Source organism: Acinetobacter sp. F9, assembly GCF_019195275.1.
GTDB lineage: Bacteria > Pseudomonadota > Gammaproteobacteria > Pseudomonadales > Moraxellaceae > Acinetobacter > Acinetobacter pseudolwoffii.
This window is the reverse complement of record NZ_CP078068.1, coordinates 1,104,766-1,129,897: the sequence shown is the minus strand read 5'-3', so window position 1 is coordinate 1,129,897 and position 25,132 is coordinate 1,104,766. Positions and strand designations below refer to the sequence as shown.

General features: G+C 43.0%; 27 protein-coding genes, 2 tRNA genes and 1 other RNA gene. 16 read left to right on the top strand and 14 right to left on the bottom strand.

What is annotated here, in order from left to right; translation table 11 throughout:
• The first annotated feature begins 37 nt into the window (after positions 1–37).
• Both pgeF and KT990_RS05445 read left to right on the top strand, forming a co-directional pair.
• Positions 38–778 (top strand): peptidoglycan editing factor PgeF, encoded by a 741-nt coding sequence (gene pgeF, locus KT990_RS05450; protein WP_100534868.1) that lies wholly within the window; start codon positions 38–40, stop codon positions 776–778.
• A 40-nt stretch (positions 779–818) separates the two neighbouring features.
• The gene (locus KT990_RS05445; protein ID WP_005097730.1) at positions 819–1,379 is read left to right on the top strand and encodes a flavodoxin family protein; all 561 of its coding nucleotides are present in this window, start codon (positions 819–821) and stop codon (positions 1,377–1,379) included.
• A 56-nt stretch (positions 1,380–1,435) separates the two neighbouring features.
• On the opposite strand, the gene smpB is transcribed toward KT990_RS05445, so the two are convergent.
• On the bottom strand, positions 1,436–1,915 hold the full coding sequence (smpB, locus tag KT990_RS05440) for an SsrA-binding protein SmpB (protein ID WP_004280586.1): 480 nt from the start codon (positions 1,913–1,915) through the stop codon (positions 1,436–1,438).
• Positions 1,916–2,054: 139 nt separating this feature from the next.
• Between smpB and coaD the strand changes: the two genes are divergently transcribed.
• From coaD to KT990_RS05415, 5 genes are all read left to right on the top strand, one after another.
• Entirely contained in the window at positions 2,055–2,546 is a 492-nt protein-coding gene (gene coaD, locus KT990_RS05435) for a pantetheine-phosphate adenylyltransferase (protein WP_004280585.1), read from the top strand.
• 1 nt (position 2,547) lies between these two features.
• A complete protein-coding gene (locus KT990_RS05430) occupies positions 2,548–2,811 on the top strand; it encodes a YfhL family 4Fe-4S dicluster ferredoxin (protein ID WP_005097729.1) in 264 nt (87 codons plus the stop codon).
• A 26-nt stretch (positions 2,812–2,837) separates the two neighbouring features.
• Positions 2,838–3,215, top strand: an RNA gene (rnpB, locus tag KT990_RS05425) — RNase P RNA component class A.
• A 72-nt stretch (positions 3,216–3,287) separates the two neighbouring features.
• Positions 3,288–3,364, top strand: a tRNA-Met gene (locus KT990_RS05420).
• Positions 3,365–3,417: 53 nt separating this feature from the next.
• Complete coding sequence (locus tag KT990_RS05415) at positions 3,418–4,209, top strand: hypothetical protein (protein WP_228730818.1); 792 nt, start codon at positions 3,418–3,420, stop codon at positions 4,207–4,209.
• Here the strand turns inward: KT990_RS05415 and KT990_RS05410 are convergent.
• Both KT990_RS05410 and KT990_RS05405 read right to left on the bottom strand, forming a co-directional pair.
• Entirely contained in the window at positions 4,193–4,819 is a 627-nt protein-coding gene (locus KT990_RS05410) for a CatB-related O-acetyltransferase (protein ID WP_218209273.1), read from the bottom strand. The two genes, KT990_RS05415 and KT990_RS05410, sit on opposite strands and share 17 nt — an antisense overlap.
• A gap of 105 nt (positions 4,820–4,924) precedes the next feature.
• Positions 4,925–5,329, bottom strand: coding sequence for a RidA family protein (locus tag KT990_RS05405; protein WP_005169859.1), 405 nt, complete (start codon positions 5,327–5,329; stop codon positions 4,925–4,927).
• 140 nt (positions 5,330–5,469) lie between these two features.
• Here KT990_RS05405 and KT990_RS05400 point away from each other — a divergent pair, with 140 nt between their 5' ends.
• Entirely contained in the window at positions 5,470–6,051 is a 582-nt protein-coding gene (locus KT990_RS05400) for a TetR/AcrR family transcriptional regulator (RefSeq protein ID WP_159138242.1), read from the top strand.
• A gap of 83 nt (positions 6,052–6,134) precedes the next feature.
• On the opposite strand, the gene greA is transcribed toward KT990_RS05400, so the two are convergent.
• From greA to carA, 3 genes are all read right to left on the bottom strand, one after another.
• Positions 6,135–6,611 (bottom strand): transcription elongation factor GreA, encoded by a 477-nt coding sequence (gene greA, locus KT990_RS05395; RefSeq protein ID WP_005169861.1) that lies wholly within the window; start codon positions 6,609–6,611, stop codon positions 6,135–6,137.
• Between the two features lie 92 nt (positions 6,612–6,703).
• Complete coding sequence (gene carB, locus KT990_RS05390) at positions 6,704–9,934, bottom strand: carbamoyl-phosphate synthase large subunit (protein WP_005097722.1); 3,231 nt, start codon at positions 9,932–9,934, stop codon at positions 6,704–6,706.
• A 13-nt stretch (positions 9,935–9,947) separates the two neighbouring features.
• Positions 9,948–11,087, bottom strand: a complete 1,140-nt coding sequence (gene carA, locus KT990_RS05385) for a glutamine-hydrolyzing carbamoyl-phosphate synthase small subunit (protein ID WP_005097721.1) — start codon at positions 11,085–11,087, stop codon at positions 9,948–9,950.
• Positions 11,088–11,395: 308 nt separating this feature from the next.
• Here carA and KT990_RS05380 point away from each other — a divergent pair, with 308 nt between their 5' ends.
• Together KT990_RS05380 and KT990_RS05375 are read left to right on the top strand one after the other, a co-directional pair.
• On the top strand, positions 11,396–11,884 hold the full coding sequence (locus KT990_RS05380) for a hypothetical protein (RefSeq protein WP_005097720.1): 489 nt from the start codon (positions 11,396–11,398) through the stop codon (positions 11,882–11,884).
• 101 nt (positions 11,885–11,985) lie between these two features.
• A complete protein-coding gene (locus tag KT990_RS05375) occupies positions 11,986–12,210 on the top strand; it encodes a hypothetical protein (protein ID WP_005169862.1) in 225 nt (74 codons plus the stop codon).
• Positions 12,211–12,365: 155 nt separating this feature from the next.
• Here KT990_RS05375 and KT990_RS05370 read toward each other — a convergent pair whose 3' ends face one another.
• Both KT990_RS05370 and yhbY read right to left on the bottom strand, forming a co-directional pair.
• Positions 12,366–12,905: a DOMON-like domain-containing protein gene (locus tag KT990_RS05370; RefSeq protein WP_218209272.1), complete on the bottom strand. Its 540-nt coding sequence runs from the start codon at positions 12,903–12,905 to the stop codon at positions 12,366–12,368.
• 11 nt (positions 12,906–12,916) lie between these two features.
• Entirely contained in the window at positions 12,917–13,240 is a 324-nt protein-coding gene (yhbY, locus tag KT990_RS05365; RefSeq protein WP_005097716.1) for a ribosome assembly RNA-binding protein YhbY, read from the bottom strand.
• 195 nt (positions 13,241–13,435) lie between these two features.
• Here yhbY and rlmE point away from each other — a divergent pair, with 195 nt between their 5' ends.
• The 4 genes from rlmE to KT990_RS05345 all read left to right on the top strand — a co-directional run bounded on the left by rlmE (position 13,436) and on the right by KT990_RS05345 (position 17,552).
• Positions 13,436–14,086: a 23S rRNA (uridine(2552)-2'-O)-methyltransferase RlmE gene (gene rlmE / locus KT990_RS05360; protein ID WP_005097715.1), complete on the top strand. Its 651-nt coding sequence runs from the start codon at positions 13,436–13,438 to the stop codon at positions 14,084–14,086.
• A gap of 132 nt (positions 14,087–14,218) precedes the next feature.
• Positions 14,219–16,108, top strand: coding sequence for an ATP-dependent zinc metalloprotease FtsH (gene ftsH / locus KT990_RS05355; RefSeq protein ID WP_100355633.1), 1,890 nt, complete (start codon positions 14,219–14,221; stop codon positions 16,106–16,108).
• Between the two features lie 169 nt (positions 16,109–16,277).
• Positions 16,278–17,129 carry a dihydropteroate synthase gene (gene folP, locus KT990_RS05350; RefSeq protein WP_159138239.1) on the top strand — a complete coding sequence of 284 codons (852 nt, stop codon included), beginning with the start codon at positions 16,278–16,280 and terminating at the stop codon, positions 17,127–17,129.
• Between the two features lie 108 nt (positions 17,130–17,237).
• Complete coding sequence (locus KT990_RS05345) at positions 17,238–17,552, top strand: DUF5713 family protein (RefSeq protein WP_005169878.1); 315 nt, start codon at positions 17,238–17,240, stop codon at positions 17,550–17,552.
• A gap of 32 nt (positions 17,553–17,584) precedes the next feature.
• Here KT990_RS05345 and KT990_RS05340 read toward each other — a convergent pair whose 3' ends face one another.
• The 3 genes from KT990_RS05340 to KT990_RS05330 all read right to left on the bottom strand — a co-directional run bounded on the left by KT990_RS05340 (position 17,585) and on the right by KT990_RS05330 (position 19,343).
• Entirely contained in the window at positions 17,585–18,268 is a 684-nt protein-coding gene (locus KT990_RS05340; RefSeq protein ID WP_100329093.1) for a hypothetical protein, read from the bottom strand.
• A gap of 91 nt (positions 18,269–18,359) precedes the next feature.
• Positions 18,360–18,445: transfer RNA gene (locus tag KT990_RS05335), tRNA-Leu, on the bottom strand.
• Positions 18,446–18,614: 169 nt separating this feature from the next.
• The gene (locus KT990_RS05330; protein ID WP_100534866.1) at positions 18,615–19,343 is read right to left on the bottom strand and encodes a hypothetical protein; all 729 of its coding nucleotides are present in this window, start codon (positions 19,341–19,343) and stop codon (positions 18,615–18,617) included.
• A 174-nt stretch (positions 19,344–19,517) separates the two neighbouring features.
• Here KT990_RS05330 and KT990_RS05325 point away from each other — a divergent pair, with 174 nt between their 5' ends.
• Positions 19,518–20,024 carry a hypothetical protein gene (locus KT990_RS05325; RefSeq protein WP_005097708.1) on the top strand — a complete coding sequence of 169 codons (507 nt, stop codon included), beginning with the start codon at positions 19,518–19,520 and terminating at the stop codon, positions 20,022–20,024.
• A gap of 52 nt (positions 20,025–20,076) precedes the next feature.
• On the opposite strand, the gene KT990_RS05320 is transcribed toward KT990_RS05325, so the two are convergent.
• The 3 genes from KT990_RS05320 to KT990_RS05310 form a co-directional block, all read right to left on the bottom strand.
• Positions 20,077–20,358: a hypothetical protein gene (locus tag KT990_RS05320; protein ID WP_005097706.1), complete on the bottom strand. Its 282-nt coding sequence runs from the start codon at positions 20,356–20,358 to the stop codon at positions 20,077–20,079.
• A 46-nt stretch (positions 20,359–20,404) separates the two neighbouring features.
• Complete coding sequence (locus tag KT990_RS05315) at positions 20,405–21,727, bottom strand: hemolysin family protein (RefSeq protein ID WP_005097704.1); 1,323 nt, start codon at positions 21,725–21,727, stop codon at positions 20,405–20,407.
• Between the two features lie 127 nt (positions 21,728–21,854).
• Positions 21,855–22,844 (bottom strand): LysR family transcriptional regulator, encoded by a 990-nt coding sequence (locus KT990_RS05310; RefSeq protein WP_005097703.1) that lies wholly within the window; start codon positions 22,842–22,844, stop codon positions 21,855–21,857.
• A 662-nt stretch (positions 22,845–23,506) separates the two neighbouring features.
• Between KT990_RS05310 and KT990_RS05305 the strand changes: the two genes are divergently transcribed.
• Complete coding sequence (locus KT990_RS05305; RefSeq protein WP_005169883.1) at positions 23,507–25,108, top strand: isocitrate lyase; 1,602 nt, start codon at positions 23,507–23,509, stop codon at positions 25,106–25,108.
• The last annotated feature ends 24 nt before the right edge of the window (positions 25,109–25,132 follow it).

Sequence of the window (25,132 nt, the reverse complement as noted above, 5' to 3'; positions counted from 1 at the left end):
TTTTTTTATTTAGCTCGCGTCAAAGCAAGGAATCGAGATGCAATTTGTACCAGGACTTCCACAAGGTGTGTATGTGGGTCAGACCCGCATTCATCATGCGAAAGTACAGCCATCCACGCAGCCTGAGCTTGCAGGTTTTAATCTGGCCTTGCATGTGAAGGATGATGCGCAGCGGGTACAACAGCATCGTATGGCTTTACTGCAAGATTTCGCTGCCTTTGGCGTAGATAAAATTACCTGGATGACCCAGACGCATAGCACCATCTGTCATAGCATTAATGAACAGATACCCTTTGAGGCATTGGTCGGCGATGGTCTGGTGACACAGCGCAAAGCGCATGCTTTGATGATGATGACCGCAGACTGTTTGCCGGTGGTGTTAGGTAATGCCGATGGTACGGAAGTTGCTAATTTGCATGCCGGTTGGCGTGGTCTGGCCGGTGGTATTGTCGAAAATACCATTGCCGCCATGCAGACTCCGCCGACCTGGGCCTGGCTTGGTGCAGCCATCAGTCAGCCCTGTTTTGAAATTGGCACAGAGGTAAAAGTGGCTTTTTGCAGTAAATATCCTGAACTGGATAGTGCATTTCAGGCCGGGGAACAGCCAGATAAATATTATGCCGACCTGTATGCGATTGCGCGTTATATCTTGCAGCAACATGGGGTAAATACCGTATTGGGCGGGGATCAGTGTTCTTATCGTCAAGCAGATGAATATTTTTCTTATCGCCGTGAGCCTAAAACGGGTCGTATGGCGACATTCGTGTTTATGGCATGAAAATGTTAAACTTAACTGAATTTTTTGGCTTTTGAGCATTATGTCCCTATCTTCCAAATCTGTTGCGATTGTTTATCACAGTCCTTATGGACACACGGCTAAAGTGGCAAATTTTATTGCCGATGGTGCACGGGAAACCGGTGTTCAGGTGCATATGATGAATGTCGAACATATTGATTGGGATGTGCTAGATGCCGCAGATGCGATTGTCTTTGGCTGTCCGACCTATATGGGGAGCCTGACCTCTGCCATGAAGCTGTTTATGGAGCAGTCTTCCAAGCGCTGGCTGGCGCGTAGCTGGCAGGGCAAACTGGCAGCAGCTTTTACCAATGGTGGCGGACTTAGTGGCGACAAACTGGCAGTGTTGCAGCAAATCAACCTGTTTGCGATGCAGCATGGTATGTTGTGGAGCGGTTTGCCCTTGATGCCGACAGGTCGTGCCGTGACTGATCTGAATCGTATGTCGAGCTTTTTGGGGCTGATGACCCAGTCGGACAATGCACCGGTAGAAGTCACCCCACCTGAAGGGGATTTAAAAACCGCGCTCTGGTTTGGCGAATATATTGCTTTGACACTGGCACGCTTAAATCATCCAGCTTAGTCAGTGATAAAAAAACCTCCACATGCTGGAGGTTTTTATATTCAAGTATTGATCCATTATTTATGGAAAATTCGCGCTTTATCACGTTGCCAGTCACGGTCTTTTTCAGTGGCACGTTTGTCATGGAGCTGCTTACCTTTGACCAGTGCAATTTCCAGCTTGGCATGCGGGCCTTTCCAGTAACAGGCCAGTGGCACGCAGGAATAACCTTTCTGGTTAATCGCGCCCATCAGCTTTTCAATTTCACGGCGATTCAACAACAGTTTTCGGGTACGGGTCGCTTCAGGCACCACGTGTGTTGAAGCACTCAGCAAAGGCTGAACTTGCGCACCAAACAGGAAAGCTTCACCATTTTTAAAGGTAATATAGCTTTCTACAATGGTCATACGACCGGCACGCATTGATTTGACTTCCCAGCCCTTTAATGACAGCCCCGCTTCAAATTTCTCTTCAATAAAATAATCGTGGCGGGCACGTTTATTCAGTGCAATGGTACCGCCATTATTTTTTTTTACTACAATAGATGCTTTCGCCATAATCTGATACTTCCAAACGTGCTGCTATTGTACCGCAACTAGAAATAAGGTGAAGTTTTTTAAATTAATGAGGATTATTCACCAAAAAAACAAGTTTTTGCTAAAATAAGATTCTACATAACAAACAGAGTACAAATGGATGTCTAAAACTCGTGTGATTTATCCGGGGACTTTTGATCCAATTACCAATGGACATATTGATTTGGTAACCCGCGCAGCGCGAATGTTTGATGAGGTCGTTGTGGCGATTGCCATCGGTCATCATAAAAATCCGGTATTTAGTCTGGAAGAGCGTGTTGCATTGGCAAAAGAGTCATTGAGTCATTTGGACAATGTTGAATTTGTAGGTTTTGATGGTTTGCTGGTCAATTTCTTTCGTGAACAAAAAGCGACGGCTGTACTGCGTGGTTTGCGTGCAGTGTCCGATTTTGAGTATGAATTTCAGCTGGCCAATATGAACCGTCAGCTGGACTCCCACTTTGAAGCGGTATTTTTAACCCCTTCAGAGCAATATTCTTTTATTTCATCCACTTTGGTGCGTGAAATTGCTCGATTAAGAGGTGATGTGACCAAGTTTGTACCACCAAACGTGGTTGCTGCCTTCGAGCGTAAACTTCAACAAGGTTGGTAGCGTGTCTTTATATATCACCGATGAATGTATTAATTGTGATGTCTGTGAACCTGTATGCCCGAATGAGGCCATTTATATGGGTGAACTCATTTATGAGATTCATCCAGATTTATGTACAGAGTGCGTCGGACATCATGATCAACCGCAATGTCAGCTGTTCTGTCCGGTGGATTGTATTCCACTGGATCCGAACCATGCGGAAACGCAGGAACAGCTGCAAGCCAAGTATGAAAAACTGACTGCTCAAAAAACATCAAGCAATTAGTTGCGATATTTGGTACTATGCCGCTCGAAGTGAGCCAGACGATCGCTGCTGTGGAGATCTCCGTGATTGAAGCAGGGGAGGAAAGTCCGGGCTTCATAGGGCAAGGTGCCAGGTAACGCCTGGGCGGTGCAAACCGACGGCAAGTGCAGCAGAGAGAAGACCGCCTTCATTATGTTTTCGAGCAATCGGAATCGGAGGTAAGGGTGAAAGGGTGCGGTAAGAGCGCACCGCATGGCTGGTAACAGTTCATGGCGAGGTAAACCCCACCGGAAGCAAGACCAAATAGGAATCCATTAGGCATGGCCCATGCTGGATTCGGGTAGGTCGCTTGAGCGCATGAGTGATTGTGCGCCTAGAGGAATGATCGTTCACGACAGAACCCGGCTTATCGGCTCACTTCAACAAATTTTGATCAAACAGTGCATTATGGGGTTGACGCTCTTTAAAGAAAATCTCATAATGCGCGCACAGTTTAAGGCTATGTAGCTCAGTTGGTTAGAGCACCGCACTCATAATGCGGGGGTCACAAGTTCAAGTCTCGTCATAGCCACCATATTCTGAAAAAACCCACTCCGATTGAGTGGGGTTTTTTATGTCTGATATTTGATGATGATGTTGGTGGAAAATCTGAAAAGCACTACAATAGTTAAAATAAAACAAATAACAAGAATATGTATGATGATTAAAAATTTAATACTATCAACTCTGATTTTCTTTATTGCTTTACCTGTTTTTGCTGCAGATTCAATTAAGTCACTTCCTTTTAAAGAAAAAAATATTTCCAAAGCAGAAATAAGATCAATTTGTCAAAAAGTAAAATTTAGTTGTGATGAGAGTGATGCAAAACTTTGGGTAGTTAAAATTGCTGAAGCTGAAAAATATTATTTAATTGATGAAAATTTACAAATTATTCAGCTTTCAAAAAATCTTGGAAAATATCAAATCATTGATTATTGGGATCTAACCACGTATCAACAGGTTTATGCGCTTAAAGAGGATAAGAGTGGTATAGAATTTATATATCCTGCCTTATACCCACTCAATCGGCATAGTTATGCTATTGCCTTAATTCATGGCTGGGTTTCAAATGATGCAGGTGAACAGAATGCACAGTTTATTCAATTACTTCCAAAAGGAAAGACAAAACTGGTCTTCGAGCATTTACCTTTTTACGAATACCAGAATCGACTTTCCTGCTACAAAGATATGAAAGATAAAAAGAATAATTATTGTGATGATCAGAAGGAGACCGTACTTAAGATCAGCTATAGAGATGTAGGATTGGCTTATTATGAATGGCGTTTAAGTTATTTGAATATAAACTGGCTTAAAAATAATAAAATCGACGAATATAAACAGCGGAGTTTGGTGTTAATCCCTTTTATTCAAGCGCAGTAAAGGCATGTAGCAGTGATCTAACATCATCCGTCTGCAACTGCTCACGCATTTTTAAAAACTGCTTTTCATCTAAGTCATAGAGCTTAAGAGAAAGCAGTTTTTCTATATCTGCTTTAGGAAAACGATATTTAATAATTTTGGCAGGCACGCCACCGACCACTGCGTATGATGGAACGTCTTTTGTCACCACGGCACCTGTTGCCACCACAGAACCTTCGCCAAGCGTTACACCTTGCATAATCATGGCACGAGAGCCAATCCAGCAACCATCGCCAATGAATGTATCGCCAGCAGGCACAAAACTGCGTGTATCGAAGGGAAAGGCTGAAATCCAGTCGGTACGGTGTAATTGATTACCACCCATCATAATCACGCATTCTGCGCCAAAACAGACAAAATTGCCGATATAGAGCTGATCAATGGGTTTATCTGGGGTAGAGGGCTTGTCATGTAGATAACGCACCACGCAACGCTCAAAACCCTGATCCCAATAAGCAGAATAGTAAGAATAGTTTCCCTTAATATGAATATTTGGATTCTTCACCGTTTTAGAGATGAACTCGAACTCACACCAGTGGTTTACAGGGGAATTAATTAACTTTTCGGCCATAAGGGAGATACAAAAATCAAGGAATGAGAAATTATACCTAATCGGCGTCTAAACTGGCTGAATAATCTCGAAAGACAATCTAGCGAGTAGGGGTAAAGCAAATGATTAAGTTATAGCAGACTGGATGGGAATACGTGCAATGACTTTAATTTCAAAATCAAAACCCGCTAGCCAGGTCACACCAACAGCCGTCCAGTTTGGGTAAGGCTTTTGATTAAACACTTGCTGCTTAACTTTCATGATACTTTCAAACTGTACTTCTGGGTCAGTGTGAAAAGTCGTCACATCGATAATATCATCAAAGCTACAACCTGCCGCTGCGAGGGTCGCAGCTAAATTTTCAAAAGCACGTTCTACCTGTTTTTCAAAATCAGGTTCGGGGCTGCCATCTTCACGGCTACCGACCTGACCCGAGACAAAGAGCAGATCTTGCGATTTGATTGCAGCCGAATAACCATGCTGTTCATATAGGGCATGGCGGTCTTTAGGAAATATTGCAGTTCTGGTCATGACTATTCTCGTTAAAACCTAGATGAAAAATTATTTTAAAGCGCCGTAAATTTTCACATACGCTTCGTATGTATTAAACATAATTGACATACGATACGTATGTCAATTAAAATTTTTGTGATGATGAGGTAAAGTAATTGATGTCTGTTCGTGAACAAAAAATGGCGGAAACCCGCAAAAAACTGATTGAAGTTGCACGCCGTACATTTGCTGAATATGGCTATGCAGATACCTCAATGGATAAGCTCACGGCAGAAGCGGGGCTGACCCGTGGTGCGCTTTATCATCATTTTGGTGATAAAAAGGGTCTGTTTGCTGCTGTAGTCGATCAGATCGATTCAGAGATGGCGGCATATGCCCAGCAGCATCTGGAACAGCCTGAGGATCTTTGGGAAGGCTTGCTGCTTGAAGGACAGACCTATATTGAACATGCCTTGGATCCGGAGTTTCAGCGTATAGTATTACGTGATGGGCCGGCCGTACTGGGTGATCCGGCACATTGGCCGAGTCAAAACAAATGTTTGCAGTCTACCCGTGAGTGCGTTGAACAGCTCTTGGCAGCAGATCGATTGAAACCTGTATCTCCACAAGCAGCGGCAGTGTTTTTAAATGGTGCAGCCATGAATGCTGCATTATGGGTGGCTTCGAGTGAGTATCCTGCACAGGTACTCCCTGAGGCCTTACATGCGTTCAAGTTACTGGCATCAGGATTCTTGAAATAAGTACCACGATCATCTGTTGAAGTTCGATAGCTAAATATAAAAACCCCTCAAAAGAGGGGCTTTAAATTAAATAACTTTAAATATTAAAGATATTCAACTTTCACAATTTCGTATTCAACTTCACCATTTGGTGTCGTAATTTTCACATCATCGCCTTCGTTTTTACCTAAAAGACCACGTGCAATTGGTGAGTTCACAGAGATCTTGTTGATCTTAAAGTCTGCTTCGTCATCGCCTACAATCTTGTAAGTTTTTTGCTCTTCAGTATCCAGGTTTTCAATTGTCACTGTCACACCAAAAACCACACGACCTGATTGCTCAAGTTCTTTCACATCAATGACCTGGCAAGCGCCCAGTTTCCCTTCGATGTCCTGAATACGGCCTTCACAGAAGCCTTGCTGTTCACGCGCTGCGTGATATTCTGCATTTTCTTTTAAGTCGCCGTGTTCACGTGCTTCCGCAATCGAAGCCGTGATACGAGGACGGTCAACGGTTTTCAGTTGATGTAATTCTTTCTCTAAGGCAATTTTGCCTTCAGGAGTCATAGGATAACGTTGCATGTTGTCCCTCAAAAGTCAGTTGAAAGATATAAAATCTATAAATAAAAAAAAGCCCGCCACCAAGAAGGTAGCGGGACTTCTTGGAAACTTAATTAACCTTTAGTTAGGTCTTGCAAGCGATATACATCCATTGGCAATTTGATTGCTAAAGCTTGGCATACAGCATCAGCACCGTTCAAGGTGGTCGTGTAATACACTTTACCTTGTAGCGCAGAGCGACGGATCGAGAACGAATCCTGCTGAGCCTGTTTACCTTCAGATGTATTGATAATGAGGTGAATTTCGCCATTTTTCAAGCGGTCCACGATATTAGGACGGCCTTCGGTTACTTTATTCACACGTTCACATGCAATACCCGCTTCAGTAATCACGCTGTATGTGCCACCCGTTGCAAGCAACTTGAAGCCATAGTCTACCAGTTGCTGAGCGATACGCGCGACATGCGGCTTATCTGAATCACGAACAGACAGGAATGCATGTTTTACTTCGCCTTCAGTTGGTTTACCTGGTAAGCGATCGTTCGAGCCTAATACAGCTTTATAGAACGCTTCACCAAATGATTTACCAACACCCATGACTTCGCCAGTCGATTTCATCTCAGGGCCAAGGATTGGGTCAACACCCGGGAATTTGTTGAATGGGAACACCGCTTCTTTTACAGAGAAGTGCTGAGGAATAATCTCTTTAGTGAATCCTTGAGATTCTAGAGATTGACCTGCCATACAACGTGCAGCAACTTTTGCTAAAGACTCACCGATACATTTAGAAACGAACGGTACAGTACGTGATGCACGTGGGTTCACTTCCAGAATGTAAACGTCAGTGCCTTTTACTGCAAACTGAACGTTCATCAAACCGATTACACCCAGTTCTTTTGCCATTGCAACAGTTTGACGGCGCATTTCGTCCTGTACTTCTTGAGAAAGCGAGTAAGGAGGAATCGAACATGCTGAGTCACCAGAGTGGATACCCGCTTGTTCAATGTGCTGCATGATACCGCCAATTACAACGTCTTTGCCGTCAGATACGCAGTCCACGTCAACTTCGATCGCGTCATCAAGGAAGCGGTCAAGAAGAACCGGTGCTTCGTTTGATGCTTGAACTGCATCACGTAAGTAGCGTTTCAATTCGTCATCGTTATACACGATTTCCATGGCACGACCGCCAAGAACGTATGATGGACGTACAACGAGTGGATAGCCAACTTTTGCTGCTTCAGCCATACCTTCTTCAGCAGATTTTACAATGCTGTTGTTCGGTTGACGAAGTTGCAGACGCTGAATCATTTGCTGGAAGCGTTCACGGTCTTCTGCACGGTCAATCGCGTCTGGAGATGTACCGATAATTGGCGCACCGGCTTCTTCCAAAGCACGAGCCAATTTCAAAGGTGTTTGACCACCGTACTGCACGATAATGCCTTTAGGCTTCTCGATACGTACGATTTCAAGCACATCTTCCAATGTGATTGGTTCGAAGTACAAACGGTCTGATGTGTCGTAATCTGTAGAAACCGTTTCAGGGTTACAGTTGACCATGATGGTTTCATAACCATCTTCACGCATTGCAAGCGCTGCGTGTACACAGCAGTAATCGAACTCGATGCCTTGACCAATACGGTTAGGCCCGCCACCAATCACCATGATCTTGTCACGCGTTGATGGATTTGCTTCACATTCTTCATCGTAAGTTGAGTACATGTATGCTGTATCAGACTCAAATTCTGCAGCACATGTATCGACACGTTTGTAAACAGGGGTTACGCCCAGGTTCCAACGGTGTTTACGGAATTGTTTTTGTGAAATGCCCATCAAGTCTGCAATACGAAGATCCGATAAACCTTTACGTTTGAAGCTGCGGATGTTGTCCGCGTTCAAATCACCAAAACCTAAAGATTTAATCTGTTCTTCAGTTTTAATGATGTCTTCGATTTGAATCAGGAACCAAGGGTCGATATTGGTTGCAGCAAATACTTCATCAAGTGTAAAGCCGTGACGGAATGCATCACCAATGAACCAGATGCGCTCAGGACCTGGCACTTTAAGTTCTTGAAGAATTTTATCTTTCGCACCTTCAGCACCGATTTCGATTTTTTCATCGAAGCCAGAAGCACCGACTTCAAGACCACGAAGCGCTTTTTGCATAGACTCCTGGAAGTTACGGCCAATGGCCATGACTTCACCGACAGATTTCATCTGAGTCGTCAAAGTTGCATCTGCTTGCGGGAATTTCTCGAAGTTGAAGCGAGGAATTTTCGTTACAACGTAGTCAATCGCAGGTTCGAATGAAGCCGGTGTTGTACCGCCCGTGATGTCATTTTTCAACTCATCAAGGGTATAACCTACAGCCAGTTTCGCCGCGATTTTCGCAATCGGGAAACCCGTTGCTTTAGATGCAAGGGCAGAAGAACGAGAAACACGTGGGTTCATCTCGATCACAACGATACGACCGTCTTTCGGGTTGATACCGAACTGAACGTTTGAACCGCCTGTTTCTACGCCAATTTCACGAAGTACAGCTAAAGATGCATTACGAAGTAACTGGAATTCTTTATCTGTCAGCGTTTGTGCAGGCGCAACAGTGATGGAGTCACCGGTGTGCACGCCCATTGGATCAAAGTTTTCAATGGTACATACGATGATACAGTTGTCATTTTTGTCACGAACAACTTCCATCTCGTATTCTTTCCAGCCAATTAAAGATTCATCAATCAATAACTGTTTGGTCGGAGAAAGATCGAAACCGCGTTCACAGATTTCAATGAACTCTTCACGGTTATATGCGATACCGCCGCCTGAACCACCCATCGTGAATGATGGACGGATAATCACAGGGAAGCCGAAGCGTGCTTGAATAGTTAAAGCTTCTTCCATTGACTCGGCAATATCTGCTTTTGGACATTCAAGACCAATTTTACGCATTGCCTGGTCGAAGAGTTTGCGGTCTTCAGCTTTTTCAATCGCTTCTTTGGTCGCGCCGATCAATTCAACATTGTATTTTTCTAGAATGCCGTGCTCATCAAGGGCAAGGGCACAGTTCAATGCAGTTTGACCGCCCATGGTGGGAAGAACTGCGTCTGGGCGTTCTTTCTCAATAATTTGTGCAACAGTTTGCCAGGTAATCGGTTCGATATACGTTGCGTCTGCCATTGCAGGGTCGGTCATGATGGTCGCCGGATTCGAGTTGACCAAAATAACGCGGTAGCCCTCTTCACGAAGGGCTTTACATGCTTGAGCACCTGAGTAGTCAAACTCACATGCCTGACCGATGACAATCGGACCCGCACCAATAATTAAGATGCTTTTAATGTCAGTACGTTTAGCCATGATGCTTCCTTAATTACTTCTTAGATGCTTCGATAAGTTCGATGAAATGATCGAACAATGGTGCGCAGTCATGTGGACCAGGGCTTGCTTCAGGGTGACCCTGGAAGCTGAACGCAGGCTTGTCTGTGCGATGAATACCTTGGTTAGTACCATCAAACAGTGAGCGATGCGTTACACGCAATACATCCGGCAGGTTGCTTTCATCAACTGCGAAGCCGTGGTTTTGAGAAGTAATCATCACTGTACCATTTTCAAGGTTTTGCACAGGATGGTTGGCACCGTGGTGACCGTGAGGCATTTTTAGTGTTTTGGCGCCACTTGCAAGTGCAAGGATCTGGTGACCTAGACAGATACCAAATACTGGAATTTCAGTGGTTTCTACAATTGTTTTTACAGCTTCAATTGCGTAGTCACATGCAGCTGGATCGCCAGGGCCGTTCGACAGGAACACACCATCTGGATTCAGAGCAAGTACGTCAGCAGCAGGAGTTTGCGCAGGCACCACAGTCAGTTTACAACCGCGGTCTGCGAGCATACGTAAGATGTTGGTTTTGACACCGTAATCGTATGCAACAACATGGAATTTAAGTTCAGGTTGAGAGAAACCTTTGCCTAATGCCCAAGAGCCTTCAGTCCACTCAAAGCCCTCAGGATCGCAACATTCTTTTGCCAGGTCTAAACCGTTTAAACCGCTAAAGGCACGTGCTTTTTCAAGCGCTTCTGCTTCAGTGATATTTTCGCCAGCAAGGATACAACCATTTTGCGCACCTTTGTCACGTAGGATACGTGTCAATTTACGCGTGTCGATATCCGCAATTGCCACAACATTGTGTTGTACCAAATATTCAGCTAATGATTGGGTTGAACGGAAGTTACTGTGCAATAAAGGCAGGTCACGAATGATCAATCCGTTGGCCCAAACTTTATGAATACGACCTGATTCAGCGTCTTCTTCATTGCAGCCTGTGTTACCGATATGCGGGTAAGTCAGTGTCACAAGTTGCTGTGCATAACTCGGGTCAGTCAAAATTTCTTGATAGCCAGTCATGGCAGTGTTGAAAACGACTTCACCAGTCGTACTACCCGATGCGCCAATCGAAGTACCTTTAAAGATAGTTCCGTCGGCAAGGGCTAAAATTGCTGGGGTGCTCAAACCAAAGCTCCTGAAATTTAGGCTGTAAAAAAGCGAGAAGACGAAAAAAAAGGAAGGCTAATTTTTAAACCTACCCTCCTATGTCTGCTCGCTTGAACTTAACACGGCATTATACGCAGAATGATGCTTGAAGTCCAATGGCTTTACAGCGAAAGTATAAGATAAATGCCTTGCTTTTTGAGTGGAAGTCTGTTTTGTGAGCAGGGTGAAAAAATGTAAGCAATTAATAATTGTCAGACAAATCAAATCTTAAATTTTATCAAGTCTACTACTATAGCTCAGTCAATATAAAAATAGGAACAAGACAAATGACTACAGCATCAAAATCTACCCAATCCCAAAAAGCCAGCCCGAGCGTCGTGGCAGAAACTGCCGAGAAGCTTGAAAAAGTAGCAGTAGAGGCGAAAGATCAAGCACTTGAAAGCATCGAAGAAAGTAAAGAAAAGCTTGAAGTTGAAGCCAAGCAATTGACCGATACCGTACAGGAACAATTGCGCCAATTTAAGCAGGAGGTGTTGCAGCGAATTGACACTTTAAAGGAGCAGATCTTCGGTTCACAAAAAGAATTAACTGAATTGAAGAGCTTTATCAAAACAGAATTCAATGCAGTGATCGAAGACTTGTCCAGTCTGGGCAAGGAACTGAAAGAGGATGTCAGTCAAATTTCGACCAAACATAAAGAGCATTTGACCGATACCTTAAAACGTTCTAAAGACAGCACCATTGAAGTGCTGAAAAAAGTCAAGCCGGTAGTGAAAGCAGAAAGTTCAGACAAAAAGCCTGAGCTGAAAAGTTAAGCTGCGTTGAAAGGCTGCTCTTTAAAAGGAGAACAATCACATGTTCTCCTTTGTCTTTATGTAGCAAAACGGACTCACAATAATAATCAGAAGGGGTTACGATGCCACGGCATTATTTGGTAGGTGTGCTTGTTTTATTGATATTGATTATGCTGCTTAATCTGGAAAGCGGCTTGGGGCGCATACTTTATCTGGGTGTGATTGTGTTATGTTTGGGCGTACTGGGGCTGGTTTTGGGGACTGTTCTGCTCATGGTACTCACTTTTACTTTTATTCTTTATGCTGCAGTGAAAGCCATTCGGAGCCAGCATCAGTTACCTCATTAAAATGCTACTCTAAGATGTTCAAAAACAAGAAAATGCAAAATAACCATACACAGCTAACTACTTTGTCTAGAGACAAACAAAAACGTGAGACTTCAAGTCTCACGTTTTATCAGTCTTTTACAGATTCAGACAGAGGATATACAGGTTTGACTGATCTAAAATACATGCAACCAGTCACGTTTATTATGAAAATCTGCCTGAGGACTACTATGCTGCATCGCGTAGTACTGGTCACCTTGCGAGGTTTTTAAAACAGCAGATAAACCCAGGAACAAGTTTTCCCATTTGAGTTTATGTGTTGCCATAAAATCGGTCAGACCCACACTGACATTGAGACCATAATGGGTACGTTTGAGCTGATTCAGCTCAATATCATCTGCAGCTTGTGGTGGCATATCTTCAGGATAGCGGTATTCTTCAAATTGATAAGCCTGCCAGGCCTGAGAAGGGGAGAGATTAATCTCACGATAAAAATCTTCACCCTGAACCCCAATAAAAATTTCAAAGCAGGTCTGTTCCCACAAGAAATCCTGACGGGGATGTGCAGCTACCATGTCTGGCCACAGGATGTAATGATTGGGATCGCGGATCCAGAAGCCCACATTTAAACTACATGGACCTTGCTGTTCAATGGCAGCAACCAGAGAGATGGCCTGAAAACGGCGATCAAATGCGCTAAGTTCGTAACTTGCCATAAGTCCTGTACTTAGTTAGACAAATGAGCGAAACGAACAAGATTGGACAATTTTTGGTTCTGTTTTGCCGCTTTCTTATAAAGAAGTGCAATTTTACCAATAGTTTGAACCACTTCAGCACCAGTCGCTTCTGAAATTTCAGCAATCAGCGCTGCACGCGCTTCACGATCTTCAGCGACAATTTTAACTTTAATCAGTTCGTGATCGTTTAAAGCACGCGCTAATTCTTCGATGACATTTTCCGTCAGACCTTTGTCACCTAGCATCACGACTGGGTTAAGTGTATGTCCGATTTGACGTAAACGCTTACGTTCCTGAATAGATAAAGCCGCCATGAGAGATAACCTGAATTTTAAAACGGCTTAGTATAGCAAAAGCAAAAAATAAACGCTGTAAATTATCAGGAAATAATCATATTCAATCTGTCCACGGAGAGAGCAAAAGCCTTAGATTTAGATACACATGTATACTGCAAAATAAGTCTTTTTCACGTACAATTAATAATGAGACATTTTTTTATTTAGAGAGTTATGGCTACACGCATTACCAACCAAAAGTTATCTAAAAGTAGTCGTGATTGGATGAGAGAGCATTTAGACGATCCTTATGTGAAAAAGGCACAAAAGGAAGGCTATCGTGCGCGTGCAGCATATAAGCTCTTAGAAATGCAAGAAAAGTATAAAATCATTAAACCTGGTATGACTGTGGTCGACCTGGGCGCAGCGCCAGGCAGCTGGTCACAGATTGCCGGTAAACTTGTTGGCGATAAGGGTTTATTGATTGCATCTGATATTTTACCAATGGATGCTTTACCAGATGTCACTTTTCTGCAAGGTGACTTCCGTGAAGAAGAAGTTTTCCAAAAACTGCTAGAAATTTTAGATGGTCGTACTGTAGACGTTGTAATTTCAGATATGGCCCCCAATACATCAGGTAATAAGGCTGTAGATCAACCGCGTCAGATTTACTTGTGTGAACTTGCACTGGATTTTGCCAATAAGGTGCTAGGCCCTAAAGGTCAATTTGTGGTAAAAGTTTTCCAAGGCTCAGGTTTTGATGAATTCCGTAAGCAAGTGGTTGATAGTTTTGATATTCTGAAAACATCTAAACCCTTGGCATCACGTGCTCGCTCTAAAGAAGTTTTCCTGATCGGGCAGGGACGCAAGAAGGCTTTAAAATAAGTCTACTTGCCAAGTCGTTAAAAATTGTGCATTTTGTACGTTTTCAGATAATTGTAAGTTAATTTACAGCTTAAGTATTAAGGTCACCCTGAACAGGGCATGATCAAATTAGATTGGAATGGGAATAAAGCTTTGAGCGATCTTTTTAAGAATGCCGTATTGTGGCTCGTAATACTGGGTGTGCTGGTGTTAATCTTCAGCAACGTCAGTGACCGCAATCAACCGACTACAATGAACTACTCAGAGTTTGTTGCCGCGGTCAATGCTGGCCAAATTAAACAAGTTGTTATTGACGGCGAAAGAATTCGTGGCGAAAAATCAAACGGTTCAGAGTTTGAAAGTATTCGTCCGGCAGTTCAGGATCCTGAGCTGATGCCAAGCCTCATTAAAAATAATGTTGTGGTCGAAGGTGAAGCACCACAACGTCAAGGCTTGCTCATGCAGTTGCTTATTGCAAGTTTCCCTGTGCTTTTAATCATTTTGTTATTCATGTTCTTTATGCGCAACATGGGTGGCGGTGCAGGTGGTAAAAACGGCCCAATGAGTTTTGGTAAGTCTAAAGCCAAAATGTTGTCTGAAGACCAGATTAAAGTCACTTTCGTCGATGTTGCCGGTTGTGATGAAGCCAAGCAAGAAGTGGTTGAAATTGTCGACTTCCTGAAAGACCCAACCAAATTTAAACGTCTCGGTGCAAGTATTCCACGTGGTGTTTTGATGGTCGGTCCTCCAGGTACAGGTAAAACCTTGCTTGCCAAAGCCATTGCCGGTGAAGCTAAAGTGCCATTCTTTAGTATTTCAGGTTCTGACTTCGTGGAAATGTTTGTGGGTGTTGGTGCATCGCGTGTGCGTGACATGTTCGAACAGGCAAAACGTCATGCACCATGTATCATCTTTATTGATGAGATTGATGCAGTCGGTCGTCACCGTGGTTCAGGTACGGGTGGTGGTCACGATGAACGTGAGCAGACGCTGAACCAGATGCTGGTGGAAATGGACGGCTTTGAAGGCAATGAAGGCATTATCGTGATTGCTGCAACCAACCGTGCAGATGTACTGGATAAAGCATTACTTCGTCCAGGCCGTTTTGACCGTCAAGTTGTGGTTGGTTTGCCAGACATTAAGGGTCGTGAACAAATCCTGAATGTGCATTTGAAAAAATTGCCTTCAGTCACAGGGGTCGATGTTAAAGTACTTGCACGTGGTACACCGGGCTTCTCGGGTGCGCAATTGGCCAACCTAGTGAATGAAGCTGCTTTATTTGCTGCACGCCGTAACAAAAACACTGTCGATATGCATGACTTTGAAGATGCAAAAGACAAGCTTTATATGGGTCCTGAGCGTAAATCGATGGTACTTCGTGATGAAGAGCGTCGTGCGACGGCTTATCATGAAGCAGGTCATGCGATTGTTGCTGAAAGTTTGCCGGGTACAGACCCTGTGCATAAAGTCACCATTATGCCGCGTGGCTGGGCATTGGGCGTGACCTGGCAGCTACCTGAATTTGACCAAACCAGCCATTATAAAGACAAAATGTTGAATGAACTTTCGATTTTGTTTGGTGGTCGTATTGCAGAAGAAGTCTTCATTAACCAAATGTCGACAGGTGCTTCAAACGACTTCGAACGTGCAACTAAAATGGCACGTGCGATGGTGACCAAATACGGTATGTCTGACAAAATGGGCGTCATGGTCTATGAAGAAGATGCACAGCAATCGTTTATGGGTAGTATTGGCAGTCGCAGTATTTCTGAAACGACCCAGTTAGAAGTCGATCGTGAAATCCGTCGTATTCTGGATGAGCAATATAAAGTCGCACGCGATATCTTGGAAAGTAAAAAAGATGTTGCCCATGCGATGGTCAAAGCCTTGATGGAATGGGAAACTATTGATCGTGATCAAATCCGTGACATTATGGAAGGTCGTGAGCCTCAACCGCCAAAAGTCTATGTTGCAGAAAATCCTGTGATTGATGTAACCCCAGATGATGGCCCGTTAACGCCACCGCCATTGCCAGCCAACTAAGTTAAATAAAAAATCACCTTCGGGTGGTTTTTTTATGTCAGTCATTTTTATGATAATTTTCTGAATGCTATATTTAACTCAAAACTAATGGGCAAATGTCTTATCGAGCTTTGCTTTATTGCTCTATCCATAAGACAATATTCGAATTATTGTGAACGAGAATGGAAACATGCAGCTGATGCCTTTACGACCACATGTATGGACATTTGGTGAGTTAAAACTGGACTTATCTCAGCCGCATGTGATGGGAATTCTCAATGTCACCCCCGACTCATTTAGTGATGGTGGTCGGCATAATCAAAAAGAAGATGCAGTTGCACGTGCGCTGGAGATGATGGCTGAAGGTGCGACCGTAATTGATATCGGCGGGGAATCGACCCGTCCGGGTGCCGCTGTGGTAGACGTAGAGGAAGAGATCCGCCGCGTGGTGCCTGTGGTTGAAGCCTTGGCAAAACATGATGTTGTTCTCTCGATTGATACTTCACAACCAGAAGTGATTCGTGCAGCGGTTCAGGCCGGAGCGCATATCTGGAATGACGTCCGTGCGTTGACCCGCCCCAATGCCTTAGTAACGGCCGCTGAATTAAATATTCCGGTAATCATTATGCATATGCGTGGTGAGCCGACCACCATGAACAATCTGGATCAATATGAGGATGTCACTACCGAGGTGATTGGCGAACTATCTCAACGTGTTCAGGATGCCTTGGATGTAGGAGTAAAAGCCGAAAATATCATGATTGATCCGGGGTTTGGTTTTGCCAAGAATGCCCAGCAAAATCTCAAGCTGCTTCAAGAATTTTATAAATTGACAGAAATGGGTTATCCGATTTTATCTGCCTTATCACGTAAACGCTTTATTGGGGCTGTCTTAGATGGCGCAGAACCACAGGCGCGTGCGGTGGGTTCGGCAACAGCACATTTGCTCAGTATTCAGCAGGGCGCCTGTATGGTACGGGCACATGATGTGAAAGCGACAGCGGATGCGATTAGAGTCTGGCAAGCCATGCAGATGGCGTAGACATTGATGGCGGGAGAGTAAGCATCTGGCAATGTTGTTTGGCTTTCAGGCAACAATGTGCTATATAGGCACGCTTAGATTAAATTGTCATCTTTTAGAGTGCCTGTAATGTTTGCAGATTTACTTCTCCCCATGTTCGATGATGCGTATTATCCCGATATTCTGGTTGCTGAAATCAAACAGCACATCGAACATTTTGCCCAAAAAGTCGCTAAATCAGCTTTGTCAGATCAAGAAATTTACCAGCTTGCCCATCTGACCGTTGCTGATATTAATGCCATGAAACCGCAGTTTGAAGATCTGGATTCATCTCTGGATGATACCGCTGCAGATTATATTGCCGAAGCCATGATGATGGTGGTGCAAGAGCACGGGTTGTTCGAGATTGAAATGGAAGAGCTGATTACCAATCGTGAATGGTGATCGATAAAACCCTGCTACTGCAGGGTTTTTTATTATTTGTAGAAATAGTCTTTAAAACTTTTAAAGCGAATCGAGCTGAGTAATTTTTGCTCTTCATGCATGCATTGCTGATAAAGATTCTGGTAATAAGCCTGCAGATTTGACTGGTCCTGAATCGGTTGCGGTGTTTTGGATCTGGACTGTTGATAGGCCCAAAAGGCCAGCTGCCGCAGTTTTTGCAGTTTGATCTGATCAATTGCACTACAAGAACTTTTAAATAAAGGTTCTAAGGTCACAGCGCCAAAAGAGGAAAGCGCTAAAATGATCATGCTGATGATCACCAGCATATCTGAATGAATTACATACAGATTCAGCAATAAAACCAGAAAAATCGGAATTTGCAGATACAGACAGTTCTGCAAGCGCTGACTATAGGCTTTGGAGCTGAATTGCGCCTGATATTGTGCATACCAGATATAGGGATAAAGCAGGGCCATTAACATGATCAAGGTGACATTAAAGGCGATCGTGGCATTCTTGAAAAAATAATATTCCAGAAGTACTGAGCTGATGCTACAGGCCACGCAGATTAAAAGAGACAGTAAATTAATCGCGATCACAAACTGGAGATTTTGCAGGGCATTAAATTTGAAGCGGCTATAACGCAGCTTCAGGAAAAAAGCGTCTGGATGGCGTAATTGTAATGTGGCGAGATCGAAGTATTTTAATTCTGACATGAGGATTTCGCGCTAAAAGAATAAAATTCAGGCACAAAAAAACCAGCCTAATGCTGGGTTTTCTATTGCACCATTTTAATAAAGATTAAAATGGTGCCCGAGGCCAGACTCGAACTGGCACGCTTTGTGGGCGGGGGATTTTAAATCCCCTGTGTCTACCGATTTCACCACTCGGGCATGTGCGCAATAATAGAGGACGAAATAAAGCTTGGCAAGCACATTTCTAAATGATTGCTTTCTTTTCAAGCAATTCCGTGGCTTCTCTCTAAAAAATTAGCAGATCAATCTGTTTTTAAGGCCCCTTATTAGAAATATTCAAGATGGCTAATCAAAATAATAGAGCGAACTATGAGTTCTCGTCCAGATAACTGTCGACATCCAGATGCTTGATGGTTTTACAGTATTGATGCTCATGTTTCAGCAGTTGGATATATAACTCGGCATAGTGATTTAATTGCTGTTTTAGTTCGGCATGCTGAGGATGATTGTTTGAACAAAAACGTAATTTTAGTCGAAGCATACAGGTCTGTTTATAAGCCCAGAAGCAGATTCTACGTAATTGTTGCAACTGATAATGTTCAGTATTTTGGCTGTTTTCCCGGAACAAGTTTTCCCGATAAAAACGGATAAAGCCAAAGCTGACTCCAAAAAAGAATAAACTCCACATCAGCAGGCTACTTTGTACAAAAAACAGATTTAAGGTTTGTAGTATAATCACCACAGCCATCTTGATTGGGGTATGGCGTAATAACTGATATAGCGAATAAGAAGAATGCTGAACCTGTTGCAGAATTAAGGTGAGACTCAACATCAGGAACAACAGTATCGCCAAAATGGCATAACTTTGCGCCTGAAATTCGCTCACTTGCACAAAAGATTGCTTTATGACGTCACCGAACATCAAACTGACGGGAATAAAAATCATGGCCGCCAAGACCCAGGGAATCAAAAGCTTGGCTTTATCCCAGATCCCACGGATTTTGATCTGGCTATAGAACAGGTAATTGCCTTTAAATGCAGTCGGATACTGTTGTTGAAGTTGCTGCAGCAACAAAGTCACTTGGGTAGTGGGCATCATCCAGAGATTTATTCAGAAATAGACACAGGCACTATAGTCGATTTGACGCAGAATCACAGGACAAATCCATTTTCAGCGCTTATCATTGCTTTAATCACGAAGATTTTAGTTTTTTAGCCACGAATTATGCGAAAATAGCCGATTCAAGATTTATTTTTTTAAGGACAGTTTATGACTGATCAATCTCCTGAGGCGTTAAGCGACATCGAAATTTTAGACATCCTGCAAAGCATGAAAAAGGATGAACTAAATACTGAGGCGAAAGAAGTGATTCGTCAGGGTGGTAAAGCTGGTCGTCAGGAAGCGCATAAAGAAGCGTTAGTGGCATTGAATCAGTCATTTGAAGACAAATTTGTCGAAGCGGTATCTTTGGCTTTGGGCCTGAATACGGCACAAATCAAAAAAATCCGTTATAAAAAAGACCGCGTCCGTATTTTAAAAGCGCGCGGAATCGACTATATGGCGATTGATGGCGCTGAAACGGCACAAGTGCTGTCCCAGATTGCACAAGCGATTCTGCGTGAAGATGCGATTGTTACCCATGACCTGCATAATATTTTTCCATTCTGGAAAGAAGGCTGGCCTATGGTGCAGTTCGACAATGCTTACAAGATTCTAGAAGATGATATCCAGATTCACTATCAAGCTGTTTTAGATGCATTGTTAACAAAGATCTAAGCACCTCAATAGATGTAAAAAAGCACCGTTAGGTGCTTTTTTATGATTGAATTTACTGGTTTGAATAAAACAAACTTAAAATAAAACTGATAGGAACGATAAATAGTCGTCCCCATAAAATCAAAGGTATGGCCAAATACTGTCCCCAACTCATGGTTCGGTCATAATGGCCACGGTGACGCTGGTAACCATAAGGGGTAATGATGCAAGCAAAAATCAATAAAATGATCGCTAAAAACAAGAACAGCGGATTTTGTTGTTGAGCAAAAAAGAAATAGATTAAATACAGTCCTGAATAAAAACTAAAACAAGCCAATAGCGCAGAAATGGACATCACTCTATCCTTATGATTTTTATTTTAAAATAGAGGAAGAATCAGATTATTCTGATTCTTCCTGAATTAATGGATTGATTTCAATGATCCGAGTCACCAGCAACTGGTCAATCTTGAAATGATCGACATCGACGACTTCAAATTTATAACCGGCATGAATGACGGTATCGGCAGGACGCGGAATTTTACGCAGCTTGAACATCATAAAACCAGCCAGTGTTTCGTAATTTTCCTCATCTGGCATTGAGTCGATTTCAAGCGCATGTTTCATGTCTTCAATTGGCGTGCTGCCTTCAATCAACCAGGAATTATTGTCACGCTTAATAATTTGCTGATCGGCTTCAATTGGTGTCACCCAGTCGCCCATTACAGTAATCATAATGTCGGAGAGGGTAATCACCCCAACCACCAGCGCATATTCATTAATGACGACGGCAAATTTTTCCTTGGTCGAGCGAAAACGGTCCAGAACTTCCGATAAAGTTAAAGTATCCGGAATGGTCAGGACATTACGGATGGTATTTTCATTTAACTGTAGCAGCGACTGGTTATTCAGAATCCGCACCAGAATATCTTTGGCATCGACATAGCCAATCACACTGTCGATGTCATTGCTACACACCAGAAACTTGGAATAGGGATATTCCGCCAGCTTTTGCCGAATACTTTCTTCTGGTTCATTTAAGGTAAAGAACACCACATTCTCACGGGTAGTCATACTCGAAGGTACATTACGCTCTTCCAGCTCGAATACATTTTCAATGAAATGATGTTCCTGTTTTTGCAGTACGCCAGCTTGTGCACCTGCATCCATCACTGCGGAAATATCATCAAAGGTAATATTATCATCACGAATGGTATTCACTTTAAACAGACGGAACAGCATGTTGGCAATAACATTAATGAGCCAGGCCAAAGGCTTACAGACTTTAATGAAAATCTGAATGGGTTCAATGACCGAGACTGCGATCTTTTCTGGCGCAATCATGGCCAGACGTTTCGGCATCAAGTCTGCAAATAGAATAAATAAAGAAGTGACGACAGTAAAGGAAAGTGCAAAGCTAATATTTTCAGCCCAAGGACCCTGGTAAAAGCGGGAAACAAAATTAAAAATATAAGGACGGAAGGCTCCTTCACCTAAAATACCGCCAAGAATGGCGACTGCATTTAAACCGATTTGAGAGGCTGCAAAGAAGTCAGCAGAATTTTCTTGTAGATCTAAAACTTTTTGAGCGCGATGTTCACCCGATTCAGCCAGAATTTTCAGTTTGACTTTACGGGCACCTGCGAGGGCGATTTCTGTTAAAGATAAAAAACCGGCCCCCGCGATGAGTATTAAGATAATCACGATATTTTGTAAGAGGCTCACAAATCCACCTGTGGATGAATAGTATCTTGGGATATTTTTAACACAAAAAAAGGCTTGAGGTGTAAAAACTACCTCTCAAGCCTTCAAAGTATAATCTTAAAAAATAAGAATTTAGAAGAATTTGAGTTTAATAGTGTGAAAATTGAGAATTATTGCTCAGGAATTCACGATTTTCTTCCTCAATCATTTGACGCGCAACATACAAAATCAGCTGACGTAACCAGCGATGTGCAGGGTGATGATGCAATAGAGGGCACCATGCCATTTTGAGTTCAAATTCGGGAATATAAAATGGTGGATCTTTCAGAATTAAATTATGATTCTTGGCTTGCAGGCGTGCGATCCGTGAAGGCAGGGTTGCCACCAGATCGACATTGGAGGCCAATAAACCTGGCATTTGATAATGACGGGTAAAGACCGAGATTTTACGTTTCTGGCCAATACGTTCCAAAGCCTGATCGATCCAGCCTAAACCGGCCTGTTTCTCCGGGTTGACCCCAAAGCCTACACCCATACCGGTTTTAGAGACCCAGATATGCTGTGCATCCAGATAGCTTTTTAAGTTCAGGTTGGTTGCAGCGGGGTGTTTATTGTTTAATAAACAGGAAAAACTGTCACGCCAGACCAGAACCTGATGAAAACTTTGCGGTATTTCATTAAAACGGTTAATCGCCAGATCAACTTTGCCTTGTTCCATGTCACGATAAGACACATCACTCGGGGTTAGAAAGTCCAAGACCACGTTCGGTGCTTCTGAACGTAAGGCTTTGACCAGCCGAGGAACCAGCGTCGCTTCGGCATAATCCGAGGTCATAATCCGGAAGACACGATTTGACGTATAAGGACGGAACTCGGTACGCGGTTCCAGAATCATGGACAAGTCAGCCAGCGCATCCCGGATACGTGGCTGTAACTCAAGTGCACGTTCTGTGGGTGTCATGCCTTCAGAAGAACGGATCAGGAGAGGATCATTAAATAAATTGCGTAATCGGCGTAAAATATTACTCATGGCAGGCTGGGTAACGCCCAATTGTTCGGCTGCACGGGTGACATTTTTTTCGCGAAGAAGTACATCAAGATAAATTAATAGATTGAGATCGACCCGCTCCAGATTCATAAAAGAAATACCGAGAATAAATACAAGAAATTATGCTGATTATGCCATAACTGCCGGGCTTTGTGTAAAGCGCCGATGAAAAAAAAGCCATGAGAATGCAGATAAAATCTAGGGAATTTATGCAGGTTTAAGCTGAATGATTAACGATTTTATTCGACTGAGTAGAAGCACGGGCTAAGCAAAGATTCAGTATTTTCATGTAGGCAGATCAACAGCTCCATAGCCAAGCTTTAAACTTTAAAAATACAGCTGTAATTGCGTGAATAATTGCGTGAAAAGTATGCTATCTTGATAAATGCTTCAGCCTAAGAAATAATTCAAAATCATGATTATTTTTTAATAAAAGTGGATTTGAGCCAAACCCAGACTTAAGTCTAATGAAGTATTTTTAAGCAGCATGAGTGAAAAACGATCAATTTTATTTTAGTAAAATATAAAATAAAACAATATCTTATTTTAACATCACAGGATTATACTAAGACTTTCATCTACTCATTTTTTAAATAAATACTGAAGATTCTTGCAGACTATTGGATTAATTTTCATAAGCCCACTAATCTTTAGCTATCCCAACGGACCGGCGAAAATCTAAACAAGTTACTGAGGGTGTGATTTGAACGGTTCGTTGCAGAAAAATCCTAATATTATTACAGGAAAATATCATGACTACATACCAAACAGCGATTGATGCAATCCGCGAATTGAAAGCGAAATTCGGTAACACTTGGGCAGACATCAGTCCTGAAGATGCTGCGCGTATGCAAATCCAAAACCGTTTCAAAACTGGTTTAGACATTGCGAAATATACCGCGGCAATTATGCGTCGTGATATGGCTGCTTATGATGCAGACTCTAGCAAATACACTCAATCATTAGGTTGCTGGCATGGTTTCATCGCACAACAAAAAATGATTGCGAACAAAAAATACTTCGGTACGACTGAACGTCGCTACATTTACCTTTCTGGTTGGATGGTTGCAGCACTTCGTTCAGAATTTGGTCCACTTCCTGACCAATCTATGCACGAAAAAACTTCTGTTCCTGCATTGATCGAAGAAATCTACACATTCTTACGTCAAGCTGACGCGAAAGAATTGAACGACTTGTTCCGTGCACTTAAAAAAGCACAAGAAGCAGGCGACACTGCTAAAGCAGCTGAATTGACTTCACAAATCGACAATTTCCAAACTCACGTTGTGCCAATTATTGCGGACATTGATGCGGGTTTCGGTAACGAAGAAGCGACTTATCTTTTAGCTAAGAAAATGATCGAAGCGGGTGCATGTGCACTACAAATCGAAAACCAGGTGTCTGACGCGAAACAATGTGGTCACCAAGCTGGTAAAGTAACTGTGCCACACGAAGACTTCATCGCGAAAATCCACGCACTTCGCTATGCATTCCTTGAAATGGGTCTTGACGACGGTATCATCGTTGCACGTACTGACTCTGAAGGTGCTGACCTGACTCAAAAAATCCCAGTGGTTAAAGAGCCAGGCGACATCGCTTCTCAATATATCAGCTACTTGGAAACATCTGAAATTGATATCGCTGATGCACAAGAAGATGAAATCCTGATCAAACGTGATGGCAAACTTCACCGTCCTAAACGTCTTGCTTCTGGCTTGTACCAGTTCCGTGAAGGCACGCAAATTGACCGCGTTGTACTTGACTGTGTAACCAGCTTGCAAAATGGTGCGGATCTTCTTTGGATCGAAACTGCGACACCAAACGTTGCTGAAATCGCTCACATGGTAAACCGTGTGAAAGAAACAGTTCCAAATGCGAAACTTGTATACAACAACTCACCTTCATTCAACTGGACGCTTAACTTCCGTCAACAAGCGTATGACCGTTGGGTTGCTGAAGGTAAAGACGTTTCTGCTTACGACCGTGCTAAGTTAATGAGCGCTGAGTACGATGCAACTGAACTGGCTGCTGAAGCTGACGAAAAAGTTCGTACCTTCCAAGCAGATGCTGCGCGTGAAGCGGGTGTGTTCCATCACTTGATCACACTTCCGACTTACCACACAGCTGCACTTTCTACGCATGAACTTGCTCAAGGTTACTTCGGTTCTGAAGGCATGTTGGCTTATGTTGCTGGCGTACAACGTAAAGAAATCCGCGGCGGTATCGCATGTGTTAAACACCAGGCAATGGCTGGTTCTGACATCGGTGATGACCACAAAGAAATCTTCGCTGGTGACAATGCATTGAAAGCTGGTGATGACGCTAAAAACACAATGAACCAGTTCAGTGCTTAATCTGCTGAATTGATTCACCAAAAA

Coding starts and splice junctions, on each gene's coding strand:
- pgeF (WP_100534868.1), top strand. CDS start 38: ATGCAATTTGTACCAGGACTTCCACAAGGTGTGTATGTGGGTCAGACC.
- KT990_RS05445 (WP_005097730.1), top strand. CDS start 819: ATGTCCCTATCTTCCAAATCTGTTGCGATTGTTTATCACAGTCCTTAT.
- smpB (WP_004280586.1), bottom strand. CDS start 1,915: ATGGCGAAAGCATCTATTGTAGTAAAAAAAAATAATGGCGGTACCATT.
- coaD (WP_004280585.1), top strand. CDS start 2,055: ATGTCTAAAACTCGTGTGATTTATCCGGGGACTTTTGATCCAATTACC.
- KT990_RS05415 (WP_228730818.1), top strand. CDS start 3,418: ATGATGATGTTGGTGGAAAATCTGAAAAGCACTACAATAGTTAAAATA.
- KT990_RS05410 (WP_218209273.1), bottom strand. CDS start 4,819: ATGGCCGAAAAGTTAATTAATTCCCCTGTAAACCACTGGTGTGAGTTC.
- KT990_RS05405 (WP_005169859.1), bottom strand. CDS start 5,329: ATGACCAGAACTGCAATATTTCCTAAAGACCGCCATGCCCTATATGAA.
- KT990_RS05400 (WP_159138242.1), top strand. CDS start 5,470: ATGTCTGTTCGTGAACAAAAAATGGCGGAAACCCGCAAAAAACTGATT.
- greA (WP_005169861.1), bottom strand. CDS start 6,611: ATGCAACGTTATCCTATGACTCCTGAAGGCAAAATTGCCTTAGAGAAA.
- carB (WP_005097722.1), bottom strand. CDS start 9,934: ATGGCTAAACGTACTGACATTAAAAGCATCTTAATTATTGGTGCGGGT.
- KT990_RS05380 (WP_005097720.1), top strand. CDS start 11,396: ATGACTACAGCATCAAAATCTACCCAATCCCAAAAAGCCAGCCCGAGC.
- KT990_RS05375 (WP_005169862.1), top strand. CDS start 11,986: ATGCCACGGCATTATTTGGTAGGTGTGCTTGTTTTATTGATATTGATT.
- KT990_RS05370 (WP_218209272.1), bottom strand. CDS start 12,905: ATGGCAAGTTACGAACTTAGCGCATTTGATCGCCGTTTTCAGGCCATC.
- yhbY (WP_005097716.1), bottom strand. CDS start 13,240: ATGGCGGCTTTATCTATTCAGGAACGTAAGCGTTTACGTCAAATCGGA.
- rlmE (WP_005097715.1), top strand. CDS start 13,436: ATGGCTACACGCATTACCAACCAAAAGTTATCTAAAAGTAGTCGTGAT.
- folP (WP_159138239.1), top strand. CDS start 16,278: ATGCAGCTGATGCCTTTACGACCACATGTATGGACATTTGGTGAGTTA.
- KT990_RS05345 (WP_005169878.1), top strand. CDS start 17,238: ATGTTTGCAGATTTACTTCTCCCCATGTTCGATGATGCGTATTATCCC.
- KT990_RS05340 (WP_100329093.1), bottom strand. CDS start 18,268: ATGTCAGAATTAAAATACTTCGATCTCGCCACATTACAATTACGCCAT.
- KT990_RS05330 (WP_100534866.1), bottom strand. CDS start 19,343: ATGCCCACTACCCAAGTGACTTTGTTGCTGCAGCAACTTCAACAACAG.
- KT990_RS05325 (WP_005097708.1), top strand. CDS start 19,518: ATGACTGATCAATCTCCTGAGGCGTTAAGCGACATCGAAATTTTAGAC.
- KT990_RS05320 (WP_005097706.1), bottom strand. CDS start 20,358: ATGTCCATTTCTGCGCTATTGGCTTGTTTTAGTTTTTATTCAGGACTG.
- KT990_RS05310 (WP_005097703.1), bottom strand. CDS start 22,844: ATGAATCTGGAGCGGGTCGATCTCAATCTATTAATTTATCTTGATGTA.
- KT990_RS05305 (WP_005169883.1), top strand. CDS start 23,507: ATGACTACATACCAAACAGCGATTGATGCAATCCGCGAATTGAAAGCG.